Annotated in this window: 14 protein-coding genes; 8 read left to right on the top strand and 6 right to left on the bottom strand. The window is 66.8% G+C overall.

Annotation, left to right across the window (positions count from 1 at the left end; all coding sequences use genetic code 11):
- Nucleotides 1-60 precede the first annotated feature (60 nt).
- From NKT36_RS18300 to NKT36_RS18310, 3 genes are all read right to left on the bottom strand, one after another.
- A complete protein-coding gene (locus NKT36_RS18300) occupies nt 61-2025 on the bottom strand; it encodes an archaea-specific SMC-related protein (RefSeq protein ID WP_327053868.1) in 1965 nt (654 codons plus the stop codon).
- An 82-nt stretch (nt 2026-2107) separates the two neighbouring features.
- On the bottom strand, nt 2108-2725 hold the full coding sequence (gene rdfA, locus NKT36_RS18305; protein ID WP_327053869.1) for a rod-determining factor RdfA: 618 nt from the start codon (nt 2723-2725) through the stop codon (nt 2108-2110).
- 104 nt (nt 2726-2829) lie between these two features.
- Nucleotides 2830-3600 carry an IclR family transcriptional regulator gene (locus NKT36_RS18310; RefSeq protein WP_327053870.1) on the bottom strand — a complete coding sequence of 257 codons (771 nt, stop codon included), beginning with the start codon at nt 3598-3600 and terminating at the stop codon, nt 2830-2832.
- Between the two features lie 656 nt (nt 3601-4256).
- Here NKT36_RS18310 and NKT36_RS18315 point away from each other — a divergent pair.
- On the top strand, nt 4257-6047 hold the full coding sequence (locus NKT36_RS18315; RefSeq protein WP_327053871.1) for a 5'-nucleotidase C-terminal domain-containing protein: 1791 nt from the start codon (nt 4257-4259) through the stop codon (nt 6045-6047).
- Between the two features lie 27 nt (nt 6048-6074).
- On the opposite strand, the gene NKT36_RS18320 is transcribed toward NKT36_RS18315, so the two are convergent.
- A complete protein-coding gene (locus NKT36_RS18320) occupies nt 6075-6524 on the bottom strand; it encodes a universal stress protein (RefSeq protein ID WP_327053872.1) in 450 nt (149 codons plus the stop codon).
- Nucleotides 6525-6729: 205 nt separating this feature from the next.
- Here NKT36_RS18320 and NKT36_RS18325 point away from each other — a divergent pair, with 205 nt between their 5' ends.
- The 6 genes from NKT36_RS18325 to NKT36_RS18350 all read left to right on the top strand — a co-directional run bounded on the left by NKT36_RS18325 (nt 6730) and on the right by NKT36_RS18350 (nt 16141).
- Nucleotides 6730-7854, top strand: coding sequence for an MBL fold metallo-hydrolase (locus NKT36_RS18325; protein WP_327053873.1), 1125 nt, complete (start codon nt 6730-6732; stop codon nt 7852-7854).
- A 49-nt stretch (nt 7855-7903) separates the two neighbouring features.
- Nucleotides 7904-8824 carry a sulfite exporter TauE/SafE family protein gene (locus tag NKT36_RS18330; RefSeq protein WP_327053874.1) on the top strand — a complete coding sequence of 307 codons (921 nt, stop codon included), beginning with the start codon at nt 7904-7906 and terminating at the stop codon, nt 8822-8824.
- Between the two features lie 249 nt (nt 8825-9073).
- The gene (locus NKT36_RS18335; RefSeq protein WP_327053875.1) at nt 9074-10846 is read left to right on the top strand and encodes a 4Fe-4S dicluster domain-containing protein; all 1773 of its coding nucleotides are present in this window, start codon (nt 9074-9076) and stop codon (nt 10844-10846) included.
- Between the two features lies 1 nt (nt 10847).
- Nucleotides 10848-14090 carry a molybdopterin-dependent oxidoreductase gene (locus tag NKT36_RS18340; protein WP_327053876.1) on the top strand — a complete coding sequence of 1081 codons (3243 nt, stop codon included), beginning with the start codon at nt 10848-10850 and terminating at the stop codon, nt 14088-14090.
- Nucleotides 14091-14095: 5 nt separating this feature from the next.
- On the top strand, nt 14096-14776 hold the full coding sequence (gene mobA, locus NKT36_RS18345; RefSeq protein WP_327053877.1) for a molybdenum cofactor guanylyltransferase: 681 nt from the start codon (nt 14096-14098) through the stop codon (nt 14774-14776).
- A gap of 174 nt (nt 14777-14950) precedes the next feature.
- Nucleotides 14951-16141 (top strand): inorganic phosphate transporter, encoded by a 1191-nt coding sequence (locus tag NKT36_RS18350; protein WP_327053878.1) that lies wholly within the window; start codon nt 14951-14953, stop codon nt 16139-16141.
- 39 nt (nt 16142-16180) lie between these two features.
- Here the strand turns inward: NKT36_RS18350 and NKT36_RS18355 are convergent, their stop codons facing one another.
- Entirely contained in the window at nt 16181-16651 is a 471-nt protein-coding gene (locus NKT36_RS18355; RefSeq protein ID WP_327053879.1) for a DUF2299 family protein, read from the bottom strand.
- A gap of 177 nt (nt 16652-16828) precedes the next feature.
- Between NKT36_RS18355 and NKT36_RS18360 the strand changes: the two genes are divergently transcribed.
- Nucleotides 16829-17074: a hypothetical protein gene (locus NKT36_RS18360; protein ID WP_327053880.1), complete on the top strand. Its 246-nt coding sequence runs from the start codon at nt 16829-16831 to the stop codon at nt 17072-17074.
- 120 nt (nt 17075-17194) lie between these two features.
- On the opposite strand, the gene NKT36_RS18365 is transcribed toward NKT36_RS18360, so the two are convergent.
- Nucleotides 17195-20200 (bottom strand): PAS domain S-box protein, encoded by a 3006-nt coding sequence (locus tag NKT36_RS18365; RefSeq protein WP_327053881.1) that lies wholly within the window; start codon nt 20198-20200, stop codon nt 17195-17197.
- Between the last annotated feature and the right edge of the window lie 161 nt (nt 20201-20361).

The raw sequence follows: 20361 nt of genomic DNA on the forward strand, positions 1-20361 counted from the left end.
TCGCCGCGTGTGCCTCCGGACGAGCCCCCCGGACGCAGCAACGGTGGAGTACTGCGTCGGTCAGATCTCGGTGACGCGCTCGTACTCGTCGTCGAGGGCGGCGGCGTCCTCGACGAGCAGGGCGGCGACGAGGTGGTCGGCGTACTCGTCGAAGTAGTCGACGAGAGCGGCGATGCGGTCGGCGTCGATCGCCTCCAGCGAGTCGAGCAGGATGAACGGCACCTCCTCGTACACGTCGTGGACGAGGTAGCCCGCGAGGGCGAACACCAGTCCCGTGACCTCGCGCTCGGACTCGCTGAGGTGGTCGATGGTGTCCTCGTAGGTCGCCCCCGACTCCGTGCTGCGGACGATGTGCAGGGTGAACACGGTCTTCGAGACCGTCCGTCGCCCCTCCCGGACCTCCCGCTCGGTGCGCTCGATCCAGATGCGGTCGAGGTTCTCGTAGTCCAGCAGGTCGAGGACGGTCGCCATGTGCTCGTTGAACTGCTCGACCGCCTGGGCCTCGATCTGGTCGACGCGCGTCCGGAGTTCGGTGAGTTCCTCCTGGACGCGCTCGCGCTCCGCTTCGACGTCCTCCCTGGTCGCCAGTTCGTCCTCCACGTCGGCGATCTCGGCCTCGACGTCCTCGAGGTCGTCCTCGATGCGTCCGATCTCGACCTCGAGCTGGTTCGCCTCCCGGTGGAGGTCGAGGATGTCGCTGTAGTCGCCCTGCTCGAGCGCCTCGACGTCAGCCTCGAGTACGTCGATCTCGTCGGCGAGTTCGTCGCGCGTCGTCCGCAACTCGGCGAGCCGCGTCTCCCGGTCCTCGATTTCGGCGTCGAGCTGGTCGAGTCGACGCGTCACCTCCTCGCGTTCCTGTCGAGCCTCCTCTACCGTCCGCTTCTCGGCCTGGACGTCGTCTATCTCGGCTCCGATCTCGTTCCGTTCGCTGCGCTTCTCGCGGCGGAGCGTGCGCAGTCGGTCGAGCGTCGCCTCGATCTTCTCGCGGTCGACCTCCGACCCGCAGGTCCAGCAGACGACCGTCTCCGCGTCGTCGACGAGCTGGTCCGTGATGGCGTCGTCCGACGCCGACCCGGACTCGCCGTCCCCCTGCAGTGCGTCGGCCACGTCCTGACTGCTCCCCTCCAGCATCTCCTCGTTGAACTGGATGACCGACTGCAGTTCGGACATCGTCGAGTCGACCTGTCGCTTCCGGTCGCGCAACTGCCGGATCTCGTCGTCGAGGCCGTCGACGTCCCGTTCGGCGACGTCGTCCGTGTCGTCGAGCGCGTCCTGCAGCTCCGCGGCTTCCGAGCGCAGCGCCTCGAGGCTCTCCTTCTCGGTGTCGATGTCGAACCGTGCGTCCTCGAGCTGCGACCGGACGTCCCGGAGTTCGTCGAGCTTCTCCTCGAGCGCTTCCTTCTCGGCTCTCGTCTCGTCCAGGTCAGCGTCGGCGTCCTCTATCTCGGCCTCCTTGTCCGCGAGCTCCGCGCGCTTCTCCCCCAGTTCCGATTCGAGGCGCGTTCGCCGTTCCTCGAGCTCCGGCAGTCGTCGCGACAGCGCATCGAGTTCGTCGAGTCGCTCGTCGAGGCTGCGCTTCTCGCTCTCGAGTTGCTCGATCTCGGCCTGGATCCGGTCCGTGTCGATTGGCCGCATGATGAGGTCGCGGAGGTCGTCGCCGCGCACGACCGCCTGTCGCGCCTCGTTCGATTCCAGCAGGAACGCGAACAGGTCGGCGAGTTCCGGGTCGTCGAGGTACGGGTCGCCGCTCGTCGCGACCGCCCCGTCCTCGCGCGTCAGCGTTCGCGTGTACGTCTCGTCGCCCAGTTCCAGCGTGGCCGTCCCCTCGTCGGCGTCGGCCTTGAGCGACGCGCGGTCGCTGCCGAGCGCGGCCATCAGCGCCTGCAGCAGCGACGTCCGGTTCGTCGCGTTCCGCCCCGCCAGTGCCGTCACGCCTGACGCCAACGTCACCTCCGTCTCGTCGATGCCACCGATGTTCCGCGCGGAGATTATCGGATGAAGCTGTTCGTCCTGTGTAGCTCCCATACCGCCGACCTTGGCGTGCAGGCATTTAAACCCGACTGTCGCCAACAGGGCCATTACGATACTAAAGCTGTAATGGGCCCGGTCACTCCGACTCGGCGCAGGCACACCCCCCGTCCTCGAGCAGGTCGTCGACGGTGTACGACCGTCCGCAGGTGTCACAGAGCACGCGCACGTCCACGAAGACGTCGAAGTCGCCCAGCGCGATACGGTCGGTCGATTCGAGATTTTCGAGCGTCGTCTCCGCGACGGCACTCGTTCGCGACCGCAGCCGCTGTATCGTTTCGGCACCCTTCTCGACCTGGTCCGTCTCGTCCCCGCCTGACTCGTACTCCACGCCGCGGTGCTTCGTCAGGTACGTGTGGACCGCCTGGTGGGTCACGAAGTCGTCCTCGAGTTCCTCGACGGCGACGCCGTCGCGCGCGAGTGCGTTCCGCGTCTCCGTCCGGACGCCGCTGCTCACCGAGTCGTCCGTCAACAGCCGGTACGTGTTCTCGACCTCGCCCTCCAGCGGCGACGCCCCAGCCCGGTCCAGCGCGGCGCGCAACACGGCGCGGTTGAAGACGTCCGCGAGTTCGCGGAGGCTGTACTCGACCTCGCCGTCGCCCGTCCAGTACGCTTCGAGCTGCTCGCCCATCCCCGTCAGCTCGTACTCGTCGATCACCCGCTGTACCTTGCTCCGCGGTCCCGACGTCTCGCCCATGTGTACACGTAGCTCCCGTGACGGATTTGTCTGTTTCGGTGCAGCGCGACGTGATGCGAACGGCGTACCACCCCCACTGCCGTCTCCCGGCCGTAGGACGACGACTAGATGTCGGTGTAGTTGAGGTTGAGTTCGATGGCGTTCGACGTCGAACGGACAAGCCGGGGAATCTCCGACTCCACCGTCTCGCCTCGCATCCGGTTCGCCGGTCCCGAGATGCTGATGGAGCCGTGGACCGTCCCGTCGTCGGTGACTATCGGGGCGGCGATCGACCGCAGCCCCTTGAGGCGTTCCTCCTCGTGGTAGGCGTAGCCGCGCTCGCGGATGTCGGCGAGCGCCTGGTCGAGCGCCTCGCGGTCCGTGATGGTGTTGTTGGTCGCCTTCGGCAGCCCCTTCTCCTCGATCACCTGCTCGAGTCGCTCCTCGGGGAGGTGCGCGAGGATGGCCTTCCCCTGCGCGGTGTAGTGGAGGTTGGTCCGCCGCCCGACGTAGGTGTCGAGGTCCACCGCCTGCTCTCCCTTCACGCGGTAGAGGTAGACCCCACAGCCGTTGTCCTCGGTGAGGAGATTCGCGAGCTCTCCCGTCTCTTCGGCCATCTTGTCGACTTCGGGCTTGGCGACCCGGTAGAGCTTCATGTTGTGGCGGAGATAGCCGCCGAGGTCGAGGAACTTCATGCCGAGGCGGTACTCGTCGCCGTCCCGGTCGACGTACCCGTGCTTCCGGAGCGTCGCGAGATGGTTGTGGACGACGCTCTTGCTCATGTCCAGCGACTCCGCGAGGGGAGTGACGCGGCCACCGTCCTCCTCCTTCAGCGCCTCGACGATGGCCAGCGTCTTCTCGGTGGCCTTGACCGGGTGTTTGGCATCTTCTGACATGGACTTACATAACAAACATCGATGAGCATCTTAGTTTCTTTGTCACGAAACTGACGTTGCGGTCGGTCACGTGGAGCAGTTCACGCCCACCGGCGGTCCTTCCCGTCGGAATCGCCTGTTCAGCATTATAGAACGCCTTTCTGGCGCGAACCTGCGATAAAATACTTCAACGAAGACAGGTGCAACAATCAGTGTAACGAAAATCTATCCGCGATGGGTCGCGTTCTGGTGAAGACCGCTCCCGGAGACGATCCACCACTCCGGCGACATCGCCCGACCCGGCGGGTCGGTCACGCGCTCGGCCGTGACTCGCCGTTCTATCATGGATAACGACGACGTGAGCGTTCGGCCGGTGTCGCAGCAGCGCATCCAGGCCTTTGTCACCGTTTAGCATGGGTGGTGGCGGCCAGATGGTGTCAATCGACACGACTTTCGTTCTGTGATGCAGAACGGACTGCTCGGGATAGCGAGGACTGTCGGCGGCGTACCGGCCGGTCCGGCAGGTCGCCTCGACCGAACAGCGGCCATCACCGCGGCGCATCCCGGCGATTCTCCGGGGCCGGAACGGTGGACGTCCGCGTTCGACACTCCGACCGGGGAGAGCCATAACTCAACGTACACAAATAATAAGTTGGTTCCTGGAGTTGGGCTGTATCATGGGTATTGATAGCGAGTACCTTGGCGAGTGGAAGCGACTGGACGGTACGGCGTCGGACCGTCCCGACGAGGACCCCGACGTGGTGTTCACGCACCTGAGCGACCTCCACGGCCAGATAACGCCCGGCTACCAGGTGTACTACGACAATCCGAAATCCAGGCCCGACTTCGACTTCGACGGGAAGGACAAGCTCATCAGGAAGGGCGGCGGCGTCCCCCTCCTGACCGCGAAACTCGACGAGCTCCGGGCGGAGTACGGCGACAGCGTGTTCACGCTGATGAGCGGCGACACCTTCCACGGCACCGCGGTCACCACCTACACCCTCGGCCGGTCGATGCTCGACCCCGTCAACCGCCACCTCCAGCCCGACGTCTACATGCCGGGCAACTGGGACTACTCCAACGAGGCCGTCGAGGACGGCAACATGGTGGACCTCATGGAGAGCCTCGACGCGCACGTGCTCGCCAACAACCTCCTCGACTGGGACAGCGAGGAGCTCATCTTCGACCCGTACACCATCGAGGACGTCGGCGGGACGAAGGTGGGCGTCGTCGGCATGACGAACGTCTACGTCGACCGGATGATGCCGCTGTTCTGGAAGGAGAAGTACAAGTTCGCCAAGCACCCGCGTCTGCTCGACGAGTACGCCAGGCAGGCGCGCGACGACGGGGCCGACGTGGTGGTCGCCATCACCGAGATCGGACTCCAGTGGATGGTCCAGGCGGCGAAGGACTTCGACTCCATCGACGTGATGTTCTCGGCTCACACCCACGAGTACACCCACGAACCCATCGTCGTCCAGGACACCGAAACCGTGGTCGTCGAGTCCGGGATGGGCGACGGCCTGGGTCGCGTCGACGTGCGGATCGCCGACGGCGAGGTCGAGTTCCGGCACAACCTCTACTGTCTCGTCGAGGACCACGAGTACACGCCGGCCCCCGACGAGGCCGCCCAGCGCACCGTCGAGGAGGTGCGCGCGCCGTTCCTCGAGGAGGACGTCCACTTCGAGCGCGGGAACGGGACGCTCGACCGCCCCATCGACACCGTCGTCGGCGAGACGGAGCAACCGCTCTACCGCCAGTCGTTCCTCGAGAGCGCCTGGAACACGCTCTACAACGACGCGCTCAAGCAGCACTTCGAGGCCGACCTGGCCATCTCGCACGGCTTCCGGTACGGCTCGGCCATCCCGGCGGGCGAGGTGACCATCGGCGACCTCTACACCTTCTTCCCGATGACGGCTCCCGTGGCGAAGGGCGACGCGTACGGCCAGCAGATCATGAACCACATGGAGGAGTTCCTGATGGACAACTTCACGCCGTACGTCTACGACCAGGAGGACGGCCGGCTCCGGAACTACTCCTCGAACGTCGAGGTCACCATCGACCCGACCGCGAAGCGCGGCCGGCGACTCGTCGAGATGACCGTCGACGGCGAGCCGATGGACCCCGAGGAGACGTACACCGTGGCGACGCTCAGGCGACCCGGCGATCCGGAGAAGGACCTCGGTAACTGCGGGTTCCCCTTCCAGAACGTCGAGATAGAGAACGGTACCATCCCGGTCGACGTGCTGATCGACCACTTCGAGCGCAACTCCCCCGTGGACTACGACGTGATGGGGCTCGTCCAGACGCCCGAGGACGGCGGTGACGTCCAGAACACCCCGGCCGACGGGCCGTATCCGCACATCCAGCCCGGCGTCGACTACGCCAACGGCGAGGAGTACACGGAGGTCTCGATGATCCCGCAGAGCAACCGCCACACCGAAGAAGGGTTCAACAGCAAGCGGTGACGCCGCGGCAGACTGCTCGCTGCCCAGCTACTCTTCTTCGGTGCGTGCAGCGTCCTCGAACGGCACGACCAGCACCGGGACCTGGCTGGCCTGGACGACACCGGACGTGTTGCTCCCGAGGTGCGACAGCATCGACGTCCCCTTCCGGCCGATGACGATGCAGTCGATGTCGTTCTCCTTCGTGTACTCGATGATCTCGTTCGCCGGGTTCCCCTGCCGGATCTCGGTGTCGGGGTCGATGCCCGCGGGCGCCATCCGGCGCATGCGGTTGAGCGCCTGCTCGCCCCGCTGTTCGACCTCGCTGTCGATGGCGTCCGGAGCTGCGGGTGCGGTGGTCGTGGGGACGATGTCCGAGACGTTGTTCACGAACAGTCCGTGTACGTCGGCACCGTGGGTCTGGGCCACGTCGTAGCCGCACTCGACCAGCGTGTCCATCGACCCGGAACCGTCCACCGGGAGCAGTATCGAATCGAACATGGTCCGGTAATCACGGCCGAATCCCATAAATGTTCACTGCGATGAAGATGCCGTCACACGTCCCGACGGCCTCGCGGAGCCCCGTGGGAGCGTTTCTGAACGGGTAACTATTTCAGGCAGGCTCTGTATACTTGTTCCCGGTGGTGTATGCCACCACACCGCAATCAAGGTGAAACCGATGCAAGCAGGTCATACGATGGGGCAGATGACCCCGCAGAGACTGATCGGTAGAATCAACCACGGAACGCCCGTCGCCGACGTCCGGTCGCGGGAGTCCTACGACCAGTGGCACATTCCAGGTGCGGTCCACCTCCCGTACGACGCCGAGGAGGACGAGTTCGGAAAAGACCCGAACGAGCTGTTCGACGAGGGGGAGACGGTCGTGACGGTCTGTGCCCACGGCAACACGAGCCGGCAGGCCGCGGCGGCCCTCTCGCGTCGCGGCTTCGACGTCGCGACGCTCGAGGACGGCATGCTGGGCTGGAGCCAGGTGTTCGACGTCGTCGACATCGACTTCGGCTCCGACCTCGTGTTCAAGCAGGCCAAGCGCGTCGCCAACGGCTGTCTGTCGTACGTACTGGGCGCCGACGGCGAGGCCATGATCGTCGACCCGGTGCAGTACACCGACGTGTTCAGGCGGAACCTCGAGGGCGACGAGCGCCTCCGGGACGAGAACGGCGGCATCGACGTGAAGTACGTCGCTCTGACGCACATCCACGCCGACCACATCTCGTCGGGCTGCGAGCTCGCCGCCGAGTACGACGCCGAACTCGTCGTCGGGGCACCCGTCTCCGACCGGACCGACCAGCCCGACGGCTGTTCGGAGTACACGCTGGTCGAGGACGGCGACGTCCTCGAGGTCGGTGGTCACGAGGTCGAGGCGCTCCACACGCCCGGCCACACGATGGAGAGCACCTCCTATCTGGTCGACGGCGACGCGATGCTCACCGGCGACACGCAGTTCGTCGACAGCGTCGGTCGACCCGACCTGGAACACGGCGACGAGGGTGCCGAGGAACACGCCGAGGTGCTCTACGAGACCATCTTCGACACGATCCTCGAACACGACGACGACGTGTCGATCTTCCCGGCCCACTACGGCGGCGGTGAGGTCGACGCCGGGACGCCGGTCACCGCGACGATCGGCGAGGTGAAGGAGACGAATCCGGCCGTCCAGAAGGACTCCCGGGAGGCGTTCGTCGACTACATCATCGAGCAACTGGGCTCGAAGCCGGCGAACCACGACGAGATCATCGCCATCAACGAGGGGAAACGAGAGGTGACCGACCCCGAGATAGAACTCGGGCCGAACAAATGCGCGGTCGACTGATGACCCACAGCCACCAGACCCAGACAACGGTACGGGTTCGTGATCACAGATGACCACCAAGGACACGGAGATCCAGCCGAGACAGTTCACGAGGAACCTGCTCGCCCTGCAGTACCGTGAGTTGATGATGGTGCTAGCCACCGGGACGGTTCTGGTGGCTACCGTCGCGTTGTTCCCCGGCGTCGATAGCATGACCGACGGGGTCAACGCCGAGGTGGGCACGCTCACCCTGCTGTTCTTCTTCGCCGTGGCCATCTTCTCCGGTGCGGTCAAGGGCGCGCTCGGTTTCGGGTACGCGCTCATCACCACGCCGGTGTTCGCGACGGTCATCGATCCGACGCTCGCAGTCGTGGTGCTGGCCATCCCGCCGTGGATGATCAACCTCTTCCAGATCGGCGAGACCAGGACCGGGTTGACCTACATCAAGCGCGAGTGGACGCTCATCCTGCTCGCCATCGTGGGCTCGTTCGCGGGCGTGTTCTTCCTCAGCACGTTCCAGACCGGCCCCGCGATACCGTTCCTCATCGGCGTGTTGCTGTTCGGCTACGTGCTGTTCGAGGTGGGCAAGGACTTCGTCGTCATCGAGAAGGCCCACAACCCTGTCGCGCTCGGAACGGTGGGGCTCGTCGAAGGGTTCCTGCTCGCCGCGGCGAACCTCGGGCCGCTGCTCCCCGCCTACCTGCACACGTTCGAGCGCGACACCGAGCGGTACGTCGGCGGTCTGTCGATGATCTTCACATTCGTCTTCACCGAACGCATCGTCCAGATGTGGTTCAACGGCCTGCTGACTCCCTACCGGCTCTGGCTGGGGTCGGCCATCGCGACCGTCACCATCGTCGGCCTCCTGCTGGGGACCTACCTCCGCCGGCTCGAGGTCGACGAAGCGAAGTTCAACTGGATCGTCATCATCATGCTGTTCATCATCTCGCTGAACATCTTCCGGAAGACCGTCCCGGCACTGTTCCTGTGACGAGAGCAAGGTCGCTGGAACAGCCCGGTTCGTCTTCCCGCTGTCCGGGAGTCACCGGCGATGCCGTCGTTCCCCCTCGCGAGCGATGGACGGACACGTGACAGCCTCCGGCCGACGTTGCTCGTGCGATTCGGCGAAAACTATAATGCAGACCAGATGCTTGGTCTGTGGTGTTAGCTAACATGGCTAGGTGGCTGAGTGACGGCAGGAGCGTACGGACGGTATCGTACCGTGAGTGACAATGATACTATGACAAACTACGGCTTCGTCATCGACAACCGGCGGTGTATCGGGTGTCACGCCTGCACGGTCGCGTGCAAGACCGAGCACGACGATCCGATCGGCGTGAACAAGACCTGGGTGAAGTACATCGAGAAGGGCGAGTTCCCCGACACGAACCGCAACTTCTCGGTGATGCGATGCAACCACTGCGACGACTCGCCGTGCACCGACGTCTGTCCGGTCACCGCGCTCTGGGAACGCGAGGACGGCATCGTCGACTTCGACACCGACCGCTGCATCGGCTGCAAGGCCTGCATGCAGGGGTGTCCCTACGACGCGCTGTACATCGACCCCGAGACGTCCACGGCCGCGAAGTGCAACTACTGCTCGCACCGCGTCGACTCGGGACGCGAACCCGCCTGCGTGACCGTCTGCCCCGAGGACGCCATCCTCGCCGGCGACCTCGAGGACCGGGACACCGACATCGCCGAGACCGTGGCCGGCGAGGAGGTACAGGCGCGCAAGCCGGAGAAGGGGACCGAGCCCAAACTGTTCTACGTCGACGGCGACGAGGGGTCGATCACCCCCGGCTCGACCGGCCGCGAGGAGCACTACATGTGGTCGGACGCTCCGAACAAGGTCGAGACCCACGGCGCGGCCCGCGAGGAGTTCGACCTCGAGAAGGCCGCCGAGTCGCTCGCCGACTCCGACGTCTCGCTCTCGACCGGCGACGACGAGGCGCGCGCCGACGGCGGCCACGCACACGCCGGGTCCGGCTGTGGCTGCGGCGGCGACTGCGGCTGTGGCGGCAACTGTTCGTGCGCCGCCGACGACGACGTCGCGTCCGACGGCGGCTACAGCACCGAGGCGTCGACCGGGACGACCAGCGAGAAGAAAGACCGGACGACGAGAGCCTACGAACTGCTCCACGAGGAGGCCCGCCGCGTCTACGACGTCGGCGAGAGCCACTACGAGTCCTGGGGCTGGGAGGTCTACTCCTACACCATGACCAAGTCCATCTCCGCCGGCGTCTTCCTGATTCCGGCGCTGCTGATGGCGGTCGGCTACATCGAACCGGACGTCGCGCTGATGGGCGCGAGTTCGCTCGTCAGCGCGGTGTTCCTCGGGTTGACCGGCGTGCTGCTCATCCTCGACCTCGAACGGCCGAAGCGATTCCACTGGGTGTTGTTGCGGCCGAACTGGAACTCCTGGCTCGTGAAGGGCGCGTACATCATCACCGCCTTCGGCGGCTTCCTCGGACTGGTGGTGCTCGGCGGCTTGCTCGAGGTCGAGGCCGTCGTGAACCCGGTCGTGCTGGCGGTCGGGTCGGTGCTGGCGGCCGCCACCGCGGTCTACACGGCGTTCCTGTTCAGCCAGTCGAAGGGCCGCGACCTCTGGCAGAGCCCCGCGATGCCCCTGCACATGCTCGTCCAGGCGTTCGTCGCCGGCGCGGCCGTCACCGCCTTCCTCGGCCTCGGCGGCTTCGACGAACTGATCGGCCCGTCGCGGCTGGTGCTGGCGGGCGGACTGGTGGCCCACTTCGGGCTGGTGGCCTCCGAGCTGTTCACCCCGCACCAGACGGAGGACGCCGAGGAGGCGGCGGCGCGCATCGCCCGCGGCCGGTTCAGCACCGCGTTCTGGGGCGGCGGCATCGTCGTGGGCATCGCCCTGCCGCTCGTCGCACTCGCGCTGAGCGCAACGCCGGTCGCGGTCGCGCTCGCCGGGGTGGCCGCCCTCGTCGGCCTGTTCGCCTACGAGTACTGCTGGATAACTGCACCGCAGACAATTTCGCTCGCATAACATGGGACACGAATTCGACCCGAGCGGCGTCGAGAAACTGGCCCAGCGGCTGGGCCTCATCTCGAACCGCACAGACGACACGAACAAGCAACGACAGCGACAGCGCGTCGACGGCGTCGAGCGCGCCGGCCCCGACGGCGAACTCTCGAGCTACCCCGACCCGTCGGAGTGGCACGACTGGACGGAGTACGAGTCCAGCGGCGAACCGCAGGACTACTCCGTCGTCCCCACGGCCTGCTTCAACTGCGAGGCGGGCTGTGGCCTGCTCACCTACATCGAGAAGGACACCGGCGAGATACGGAAGATCGAGGGGAACCCCGAGCATCCGGGGAGCCGCGGTCGCAACTGCGCGAAGGGGCCCGCCACGGTCAACCAGATCAAGGACCCACAGCGCATCGAACACCCCCTCAAGCGCGACGGCCCGCGCGGCAGCGGCCAGTGGAAGCGCGTCTCGTGGGACGAGGCGCTCGACGACATCGCCTCGGAGATGCGCGAGACCATCGAGGACGACCGCGAGAACGAGATCACCTACCACGTCGGCCGGCCCGGCCACGAGGAGTACATGGACCGGGTCATCAACGCCTGGGGGCTCGACGGCCACAACTCCCACACCAACATCTGCTCGTCGGGTGCGCGCGCCGGCTACGCCTTCTGGCACAAGTACGACCGTCCGAGCGCCGACTTCGCCAACAGCGAGTTCATCCTGCTGCTGTCGGCGCACCTGGAGTCGGGCCACTACTTCAACCCCCACGCCCAGCGCATCATCGAGGGCATGCAGGAGGGCGGGCAGCTCGCGGTGATGGACCCGCGGCTGTCGAACACGGCCGCCATGTCGGACGTCTGGATGCCGACCCAGCCCGGCAGCGAGGCGGCGGTCCTGCTCGCGATGGCGAACGTCATCCTGCAGGAAGACCTCTACGACGCCGAGTTCATGCGCCGCTGGGTGAACTGGAAACAGTTCCTCGACGAGAAGCATCCCGGCCGCGAGCGGACGTTCCAGACGTACCTCGACGTGCTCGGCGAGACCTACGCCGAGTTCACGCCGCAGTACGCCGCCCAGGAGAGCGGCGTCGACGCCGAGAAGATAGCGAAGGTCGGCCGCAAGATCGGCACTGCCGGCGACCGCTTCGCCAGCCACATCTGGCGCTCCGCGGCCTCCGGCAACAAGGGCGGCTGGCAGGTCTCGCGGACGCTGCACTTCCTGTCGGTGCTGACCGGCGCTGTCGGCACGAAGGGCGGCACCTCCCCGAACGCCTGGCACAAGTTCGACCCCGAACTCCCGAAGGAGCCGCCGCGCCAGAAGCTCTGGGACGAACTCCAGCTTCCGAAGGAGTGGCCGTTCGCCCACTACGAGATGAGCCAGCTCCTGCCCTACTTCCTGAAGGAGGGCCGCGGGAAGCTGTCGGTGTACTTCACGCGGGTGTTCAACCCGGTGTACACCTACCCGGACGGCTTCTCGTGGATCGAGGCGCTCAGCGACCAGGAGAAGGTCGGCATGCACGTGGCGCTGACGCCGACGTGGAACGAGACGGCGTACTTCGCCGACTACGTCCTGCCGATGGGTCACAGCCCCGAGCGCCACGACATCCAGAGCCAGGAGACCCACGCCGCGACCTGGGTCACCTACCGCCAGCCGGTGCTGCGGGAGTACGCCGAGCGCGAGGGCGAGGACGTCGAGCGGACCTACGAGGCCAACCCCGGCGAGGTCTGGGAGGAAGACGAGTTCTGGATGGACCTCTCCTGGCGAGTCGACGAGGACGGCGAACTCGGCATCCGCGAGTACTTCGAGAGCCCCTACGACGAGTCGGGGCAGGCCACCGCCAGCGACGGCGGGACCGCGGACGCCCGGTCGGGGACGGACGCCGATTCCGCGGCGTCGGGCGAGACGCCCGGCGACGCGGCGACTGCCGACCCGGCGGACGGCGACGGCGGCGCGGCGTCCGACGACCCGGAGCAGATGACGATCGACGAGTACTACCGGTACATCTTCGAGCACGAGGAGAACCTGGTCGAGGCCGCCGAGGAGAAGGGGATGGAGCCGCTGGAGTACATGAAACACCACGGCGCGTTCGAGGCCAAGGAGAACCAGTACGAGCTCCACGCCGACGACCTCGACCCCGCCGTGCTCGCGGAGGACGGCGTGTTCGTCGACGAGTACGACACCATCCACCGCGTGCCCGAGACGGGCGACGACGACCTCGGCGTCGACACCGTCGCAGACGACGACCTGGGCTACGAGTACGACGTCGTCGAGAGCGAGTCGGTCGCGGACATCGACACGGACGTGCTCGGCGTGCTGGTCGACGGCCAGCCCAAGCGCGGGTTCCCGACGCCGACGGGCAAACAGCAGTTCTACTCGAAGACGCTGGAGGAGTGGGGCTGGGACGACGACAAGTACACCATCCCCCACTACATCAAGTCCCACGTCCACCCCGAGAACATCGACTACGACGACGGCGAGATGGTGCTGGTGCCGACGTTCCGGCTGCCGACCGCCATCCACTCTCGCTCGTCCAACTCGAAGTGGCTCGAGGAGATCTCGCACAACAACCCGGTCTGGGTCCACACAAAGGACGCCGACCGCCTCGGCGTCGAGACGGGCGACCTCGTCCGCGTCGAGACGGAAATCGGCTACTACGTCAACGAGGTGTGGGTGACCGAGAGCATCAAGCCCGGCATCGTGGCGATGAGCCACCACATGGGCCAGTGGAAGGTCGACCGCGACGACGGCGAGGCAGACGGCGACTACGACGAGGGCGGCGACCCCTACGGGAAGGTCACCGTCGACCTCGACAACGACCAGTCGATGTGGGGGATGCGTCAGACCGAGGGCATCCATCCGTTCGAGAGCGACGACCCGGACTCCGAGCGCGTGTGGTGGACCGACGGCGGCGTCGCCCAGAACCTCACGCACGCACCCCACCCCGACCCCATCTCGGGGATGCACTGCTGGCACCAGAAGGTGACGGTCACGCCGGCGAAGGAGGACGACTACTACGGTGACATCTTCGTCGACACCGACAGGTCGATGGCGATCTACCGCGAGTGGGTCGAGGAGACCGAGCCCGCGCCCGGCCCCGACGGCCTGCGCCGCCCGAAGTGGCTGAAGCGCCCCATCGCGCCCCCGAAGACGGAGGGCGACGACGACGCCTGGTACGTCGACGGTCCCGTCGGCCGCCGCGAGCGCTGGGACCCCGAGTCGCAGTTCACCACGGACGACCCGTCGTCGACCGGGGACGACTGAGGCCCATGCACGCACGACAGCACTCGGCCGCGGACCCGGACGTGACGGGGGTCGTCCTCGCCGGCGGCCGGAGCAGCCGGTTCGGCGACGCCGACGCGAACAAGGCCGTCGCGTCGTTCGGTGGGCGCACGCTGCTCGGTCGCGTCGTCGATGCGCTCGCGGACGCCACGGACCGGTCGCCGGTCGTCGCCGTTCGCACCGCCGCGCAGCGGGAGACGTGCGCGGCGGCGCTGTCGGACCGCTGTGTGGCGTTCGCGCGCGACGATGCGGGGTTCGACGGCCCGCTCGCCGGCGTCTTCGGCGCGGCGGACGCCGTCGACGCGCCCTGGCTGTTCTGCTGTGGCTGTGACATGCCGTTGCTCTCGCCGGCGGTCGTGCGGTGGCTGGTCGACACGCTTCGGGACCGCGGTGACGCGTCCGACGCGCCCCCGGCGGCGCTTGCGGTCCGCCATCCCGACGGGACGCCGGAGCCGCTGCACGCGCTCTACCGGACGTCGGCGGTCGAACGCGTCCGGAACCGCCTCCCCTCGTCGGCCGGGCCACGGGCGTTGCTCGGATCGCTGGAGCCGGTCGTCACGGTGCCCGTGGACGCCGCGCCCGCCGGGCTACCAGTCGAGGAGTCGACGACGAACGTCAACACCAGGGCCGAACTTGCGGCGGCGTCCCCGCCGCCTGCCACACGGTGACGGGCACGCAGGAGCGTCGCTTCGGTTCGCGGTCGAGGCGAACCGCCCTGTCTTCGAGGTGAACGTCGACGACGATGCGCCACGCTACGTCGCTCGCGACCGATCTGCGACGATCGGTCAGGAATCGACCGACAGTCGACCACGGAGTACGGACATGACCACGGGGAAGACGACATGATCGGATCGAGTGCGCTGCTCACCATGGCGGTCGCCGCCGTCGCGAGCCTGTTCATGGCGTGGACCATCGGCGCGGGGTCGTCCGGTTCCACGCCGTTCGCGCCCGCCGTCGGTGCGAACGCCATCTCGGTGATGCGGGCCGGCTTCGTCGTCGGCATCTTCGGGTTCGCCGGCGCCGTCTTCCAGGGAGCGAACGTCTCGGCGACGATCGGGAAGAACCTGATCCACGGGGTCGTCCTCTCGCCGATGGCCATCGTCGTCGCGCTGGTCACCGCCGCAGCCCTGGTCGCGTTCGGGATATACACCGGCTACCCGATCGCGACCGCGTTCACTGTCACCGGTGCGGTGGTGGGCGTCGGACTCGCTCACGGCGGCGAACCGGCGTGGGAAATGTACTCGAAGATCGTCGCGCTGTGGGTCGCCGTCCCGTTCGTCGGCGGTTCGCTGGCCTACGCCACCGCGCGCCTGCTCCGGCACGAACGGATACCCGAGCAGACCGTCGTTCCGCTGCTCGCCGGCATCGTCGGTCTCACCGTCGCGAACATGAAGTTCGTCTTCCTCGGCCCGCCGGGCGAGAGCGCCTCCCTCGCCGCGACCGTCGCGGCGGGCGTCTCCCAGCTCCCGCTCGCCAGTCTGCCGCTGATGCAGGTCGCGGTGTCGCTCACGGTGGCGACGGGCTGTCGACAGGTCATCGCCTTCGACATCGACATGGACGCGACGGCGGGACAGCGTCACTTCCTGCTCGCGCTCGGTGCGCTCGTCGCGTTCTCCGCGGGCGGCAGTCAGGTCGGCCTCGCGGTCGGCCCGCTCCTGCCGCTCTGGGACTCGGTGACGTTCGGCCGCTTCTGGCTGCTGGTCGGTGGCGGTCTCGGCCTGCTCGCCGGGTCGTGGACCGGCGCGCCCCGGATGATCAAGGCGCTCGCGCAGGAGTACTCCTCGCTCGGGCCGCGGCGCTCCATCGCGGCGCTCATCCCGTCCTTCCTCATCGCGCAGACGGCCATCCTGCTCGGCATCCCCGTCTCGTTCAACGAGGTCATCGTCTCGGGAATCATCGGAAGCGGCTACGCCGCCGGCGGTACCTCGGTCAGCCAGCGCAAGATGGCGTACACGGTCGCGGCGTGGGTCGGCTCGCTCGCGCTCGCGCTCGCGGTCGGCTACGGCGCGTTCACCGCGGTCGCAGCCGTCTGACCGGGCCTGGGGGACTTCGCGCTCCGTTCCGTCGCCCCGTCAGTCCGCCACGCTGTCGACGAGGGTCACGATGTCGTCCAGGTAGCGCATCGCCTTCCAGACGTCGACCAGTCCGGACATCAGCGCGTGCTGGCTCAGCGCGTCGGGGTAGATGCGGTACTCGAGGAAGATCTGTTTCATGTCCCTGAACCGGACGTTCTCCCCGTGCTCGTCGTGGAACCCGTAGACGACCGGCACCTCGGTGAGGAGTTCGCGGATGCGCGCGACGAGTTCGTTCCGGTCGCTCTCGGGGAGGTTCCTAATGCGCGAGCGGATGTCCTCGCCGTACTCTATCTGTTGCCCGATGATGACGGGTCCCGAGGGCTGGCGTCGGATGACGTGAACGAGGATGTTCGACATCTCGATGGCGTAGTTGAACTCTGCCGCCTCGTCCGGAACCTGTTCGACGTTCTCCACGAGGTCGTCGTCGATCCACCGGTGAATCTGCTCCGCGTCGACGTTCTCCGCCATGGTCACGCACTAGACGTACGGGGATTAAAATCCCCCTGTCGAGGGGATGAAACCGGCCGTCTCCCCGACGCGTTCCGGTCCCGTCGTCCTCACTCGACGGTGTCCGGTTGCGGTATCGGGGTGCGCCCGGCAATAGATATATGGTAGCACATCACAATAATGCGGATAGACGTCCGTATGACTGACCGTCCAGAATGGATGCGCCCCGTCGATATAAACATACTCGTCTCGTTCAAGCGTACGCAACCGGACTACGTACCTCTCGTCGCGAACCGGCTCGGCATCCACCTCTCGTACGCCGAACGCCGGTGTGACCTCCTCACCGAGCACGCGTTCATCACGTCAGTGACCGACGAGGCCGTCTACCGGGTGACCGACAAGGGCGAGGCCCTTCTCACGGACGTACAGACGACGAAGACCTGACGCTGGCCCCGATTGCCGCCGGCCGTCTCCGGTGTTCTCCACCGCGTCGTCGACGGGTGCCAGCGACCGCACTGGAGCCGTCCTCGGTTCGTCCCGGCGCGGGGCCCCGTGGACGGCCTCCTACGCGTCGCCGGGGATGTCCTCGCCGAGGAGCGCCGCGACCAGCTTGCGCTCGGCCTTGCGGATGTGGCTGTGGAAGGTGGGCGCGCTGATGTCGAGCGAGTCGGCCACCTCGCCGCCCGAACTCTCGCGCGGCGAGTCGAAGAACCCCGCGTAGTACGCCGCTTCCAGCGTCGCCAGCTGGCGGTCGGTCATCGTCTCCATCACGGCCCGCCGCGCCTTGCGCTGGACGTCGGCCGTCCGGGAGACCTGCCGACGCGTCACCATCTCCGCGCCGGGGTAGGACTCCCGTACCGCGTCGATGATGGTCCGGACGTCGCCGCTCGGTGCCAGGTGGACCGTGAGGTTGTAGTCGCCGTCCTCGAACCGGGCGTGCTGGACGTAACCGCCGTGGTCTCCGATGGTGGCGGTCAGCGTCGAATCGGTCTCGACGAACTCGAACCTGGTCCTGTCGTCGGTCTCCGCGATGACGGTGAGCGATTCCCACGCGGGATGTTCCGCGACGAGCTCTTCGAGTGCCGCCGTCGAGTCGCCGGTCGCGGTCCCGTACACGAGGTACTCGTCGTCCGACAGCGGGATCGTCTGTTCGAGCGCGATCGAACCGTCCGTGGTCGACGAGACGTCGAGCCACTCGAAGACGTCCCGGACCCGGAACTGGAGTTCGACCACCTCGTCGCTCATGAGCGCGCGCTTGCGCTCGATGCTCGCGATGGCGTGGCCGACGATATCGCCGAGTTGTCCGACGACCGTGCGTTCCTGTCCCTGGAACGCCCCGTCGCGGTCGGCGTATACGCCGAGGATGGCGTACAGCGTCCCTTCGTACAGTATCGGGATGGCCGCCGCGGCACTGTAGCCGTACTCGCGCGCCTGCTCCAGCCACGGCGCGAAGTCGGGGTCGTCGAACACGTCCTCGACGACCTGTATCTCCTCGGTCTGGACCGCTCGTCCGGCCGGCCCCCTGCCGACCGACTCCTCGAAGTCCGCCGACAGCTGGATGGCGTCGAGGTATCCGTCCACGCCGGCCTCGACGAGTGGCTCGATCGACTGCTTCCTGGGATCGACCTCCGCGAGCCAGGCGAACTCGTAAGCGTCCGACTCGGCGAGTCGCTGGCAGACCGTCGTCTCTATCTCCTGGCGGGTGGACTGCTCGATGACCGCCGTCGTGATGTCGCGGACGATGGCGTTGAGGTCGTTCAACGCGGAGAGCTGCTCCCGCTGTCGTTCGAGGTGGTTCTGGTACTCGATGCGGTCGGAGATGTCGCGGATGACCCCGACGCGTCCGGTCTCCCCGTCTCCCATCTCGTAGAGGGCGAACCGGGCTTCGACGGTGAGGCGGTCGCCGTCGCGCGTCTCTATGTCCTCCTCGAATCGCGCGGTGGACCGGTCGTTCGCCCGGAGCTCTTCGTGGAGCGTTTCGGCGTGCTCCACGTCCTCGTCGTCGATAACGAGCAGCGACGGCAACTGACCCACCAGTTCCTCGCGGTCGTAGCCGGTGAGCTTCTCGAACGCGCTGTTGACCGTGACGATCCGCGAGTCGGCGTCGAGGACGTACACCCCGTCCTCGATCGTCTCGATGATGCGCTCGTAGCGCTGGAGCTCCAGCTCTCGCTCCTTTCGATCGGTGACGTCCCGGAAGTAGACCGAGAGCCCGCTCTCCGACGGGTAGGCGGTCACCGAGAGCCAGACGTCGAGCCGTTCCAGGTACTCCTCGTACATCACGGACTCCTGTTGCTCGATCGCGCGGTGGAACGCGTCGCCGGTGCGACTGTCGTCGGCTTTCGGGAAGACCTCCCAGAACTCGCGTCCGAGCAGTTCGGGAGCGCTCGTGCCGAGCATGTCCTCCGCCCGTTCGTTGACGTAGGCGAACCGCCAGTCGTCGTCCAGCGCGTAGAACGCGTCGTCGATGCGCTCGAACACCTCGTCCAGTTCGCGGCGCAGGTCCGCCTGCTGGCGTTCGAGTCGCAGCGCCTGTTCTTTGAGCTGGGTGACGTCCTGGCTCGTGGTGACCACGCGCTCGACGTCGCCGTCCTCGTTCCGGATGGGCGTCGCGTTGATCGAGAGCCAGCGACGGTTCTCGCCCGGCACCGCGAGCTGGATCTCCCAGCCGCGGACCGGCTCGCCTTTCTCGGTGACCCGGTAGAACGGACGGTCCTCGTCGGCGACCGGCTCGCCCGTCTCGTCGTAGATGTCGCGCTCCGCGGCGACGAGGCGGTCGTCCTCGTCCGGGTCGACGCCCCGCAGCGCCTGCGCGCGCTCGTTTGCCCGTTCGAGGTCGCCCTCCCGGGAGAGGACCGAGATGCCCACCGGCGACGATTCGAGGATCTGTTCGACGAGGTCGCGTTCGCGGCGGAGTTCGCGTTCGCGCTCGTTGAGCACGTCGCTGGTCCGCCGCCGTTCGGTGACGTCGTAGTAGAGCTCCACGCGTCCCCCGGCGTACCGTCCGGTTTCGATGGGCCTGCTCCGATGTTCGAGCCATCGTTCCCGTCGGTCCTCGGGGGTGACGTGGCACTCGAACGAGCGTGACGACGCGTTCTCCTCGTAGCTCTCGAACACGGTCTCCGTGAACGTCTCGGCGTCAGCGACGACGTCCCGGATGTGCTCGTCTATCAGCTCGTGCTTCGATCGCCCGACGATGTCGACGTCTTCGAGACCGAAGTACCGCTCGACCGTATCGTTCGCCCACACCACGTCGAAGTCTGCATCGAGCACGAACGCGCCGACCTCGACGTCTTCGATGACGTTGGTCACCAGCGACATCGCCTGTGACTGCGAAACGTCCGAGTCCGCTGTCGCGACTGGCCGCCACCAGATACGCCCTCGGGCGCCCACTTTCTTCGTCTCCAGGGTGCCCCGGTCGGACAGTTGCATCAGGCGGTCGTAGGCTGCACGGCGCGAACAGTCGAGTTCTTCGGCGACCTCGCTGGCCGTCAGCGGCGTTCCGGGCGGGTCCGTCTCGTGGAAGGCGGCGAGCGTCGCGTCGAGCGTCGACCCGTTCGTCGAACCCATGGCGACAGGTACGGACTCCACATCCATGGGGCTTCCGTTGACGGCGAAGATGCTTCCGACCGGCCCGTACGTAGCAGTCGGCGCCTCGAACCTTGCCGAGGAGTATCACTCGGTGGTCGTCGCGAGTGGTTCGGTCGACTCCTCCTCAGAACCGGCGAACG

Source organism: Halomicrococcus gelatinilyticus (assembly GCA_024227995.1).
Classification (GTDB): Archaea; Halobacteriota; Halobacteria; order Halobacteriales; family Haladaptataceae; genus Halomicrococcus; species Halomicrococcus gelatinilyticus.

What these genes read in the sequence shown, in the direction of transcription:
- NKT36_RS18300 (WP_327053868.1), bottom strand. Translation starts at nt 2,025, where the DNA reads ATGGGAGCTACACAGGACGAACAGCTTCATCCGATAATCTCCGCGCGG.
- rdfA (WP_327053869.1), bottom strand. Translation starts at nt 2,725, where the DNA reads ATGGGCGAGACGTCGGGACCGCGGAGCAAGGTACAGCGGGTGATCGAC.
- NKT36_RS18310 (WP_327053870.1), bottom strand. Translation starts at nt 3,600, where the DNA reads ATGTCAGAAGATGCCAAACACCCGGTCAAGGCCACCGAGAAGACGCTG.
- NKT36_RS18315 (WP_327053871.1), top strand. Translation starts at nt 4,257, where the DNA reads ATGGGTATTGATAGCGAGTACCTTGGCGAGTGGAAGCGACTGGACGGT.
- NKT36_RS18320 (WP_327053872.1), bottom strand. Translation starts at nt 6,524, where the DNA reads ATGTTCGATTCGATACTGCTCCCGGTGGACGGTTCCGGGTCGATGGAC.
- NKT36_RS18325 (WP_327053873.1), top strand. Translation starts at nt 6,730, where the DNA reads ATGACCCCGCAGAGACTGATCGGTAGAATCAACCACGGAACGCCCGTC.
- NKT36_RS18330 (WP_327053874.1), top strand. Translation starts at nt 7,904, where the DNA reads ATGACCACCAAGGACACGGAGATCCAGCCGAGACAGTTCACGAGGAAC.
- NKT36_RS18335 (WP_327053875.1), top strand. Translation starts at nt 9,074, where the DNA reads ATGACAAACTACGGCTTCGTCATCGACAACCGGCGGTGTATCGGGTGT.
- NKT36_RS18340 (WP_327053876.1), top strand. Translation starts at nt 10,848, where the DNA reads ATGGGACACGAATTCGACCCGAGCGGCGTCGAGAAACTGGCCCAGCGG.
- mobA (WP_327053877.1), top strand. Translation starts at nt 14,096, where the DNA reads ATGCACGCACGACAGCACTCGGCCGCGGACCCGGACGTGACGGGGGTC.
- NKT36_RS18350 (WP_327053878.1), top strand. Translation starts at nt 14,951, where the DNA reads ATGATCGGATCGAGTGCGCTGCTCACCATGGCGGTCGCCGCCGTCGCG.
- NKT36_RS18355 (WP_327053879.1), bottom strand. Translation starts at nt 16,651, where the DNA reads ATGGCGGAGAACGTCGACGCGGAGCAGATTCACCGGTGGATCGACGAC.
- NKT36_RS18360 (WP_327053880.1), top strand. Translation starts at nt 16,829, where the DNA reads ATGACTGACCGTCCAGAATGGATGCGCCCCGTCGATATAAACATACTC.
- NKT36_RS18365 (WP_327053881.1), bottom strand. Translation starts at nt 20,200, where the DNA reads ATGGGTTCGACGAACGGGTCGACGCTCGACGCGACGCTCGCCGCCTTC.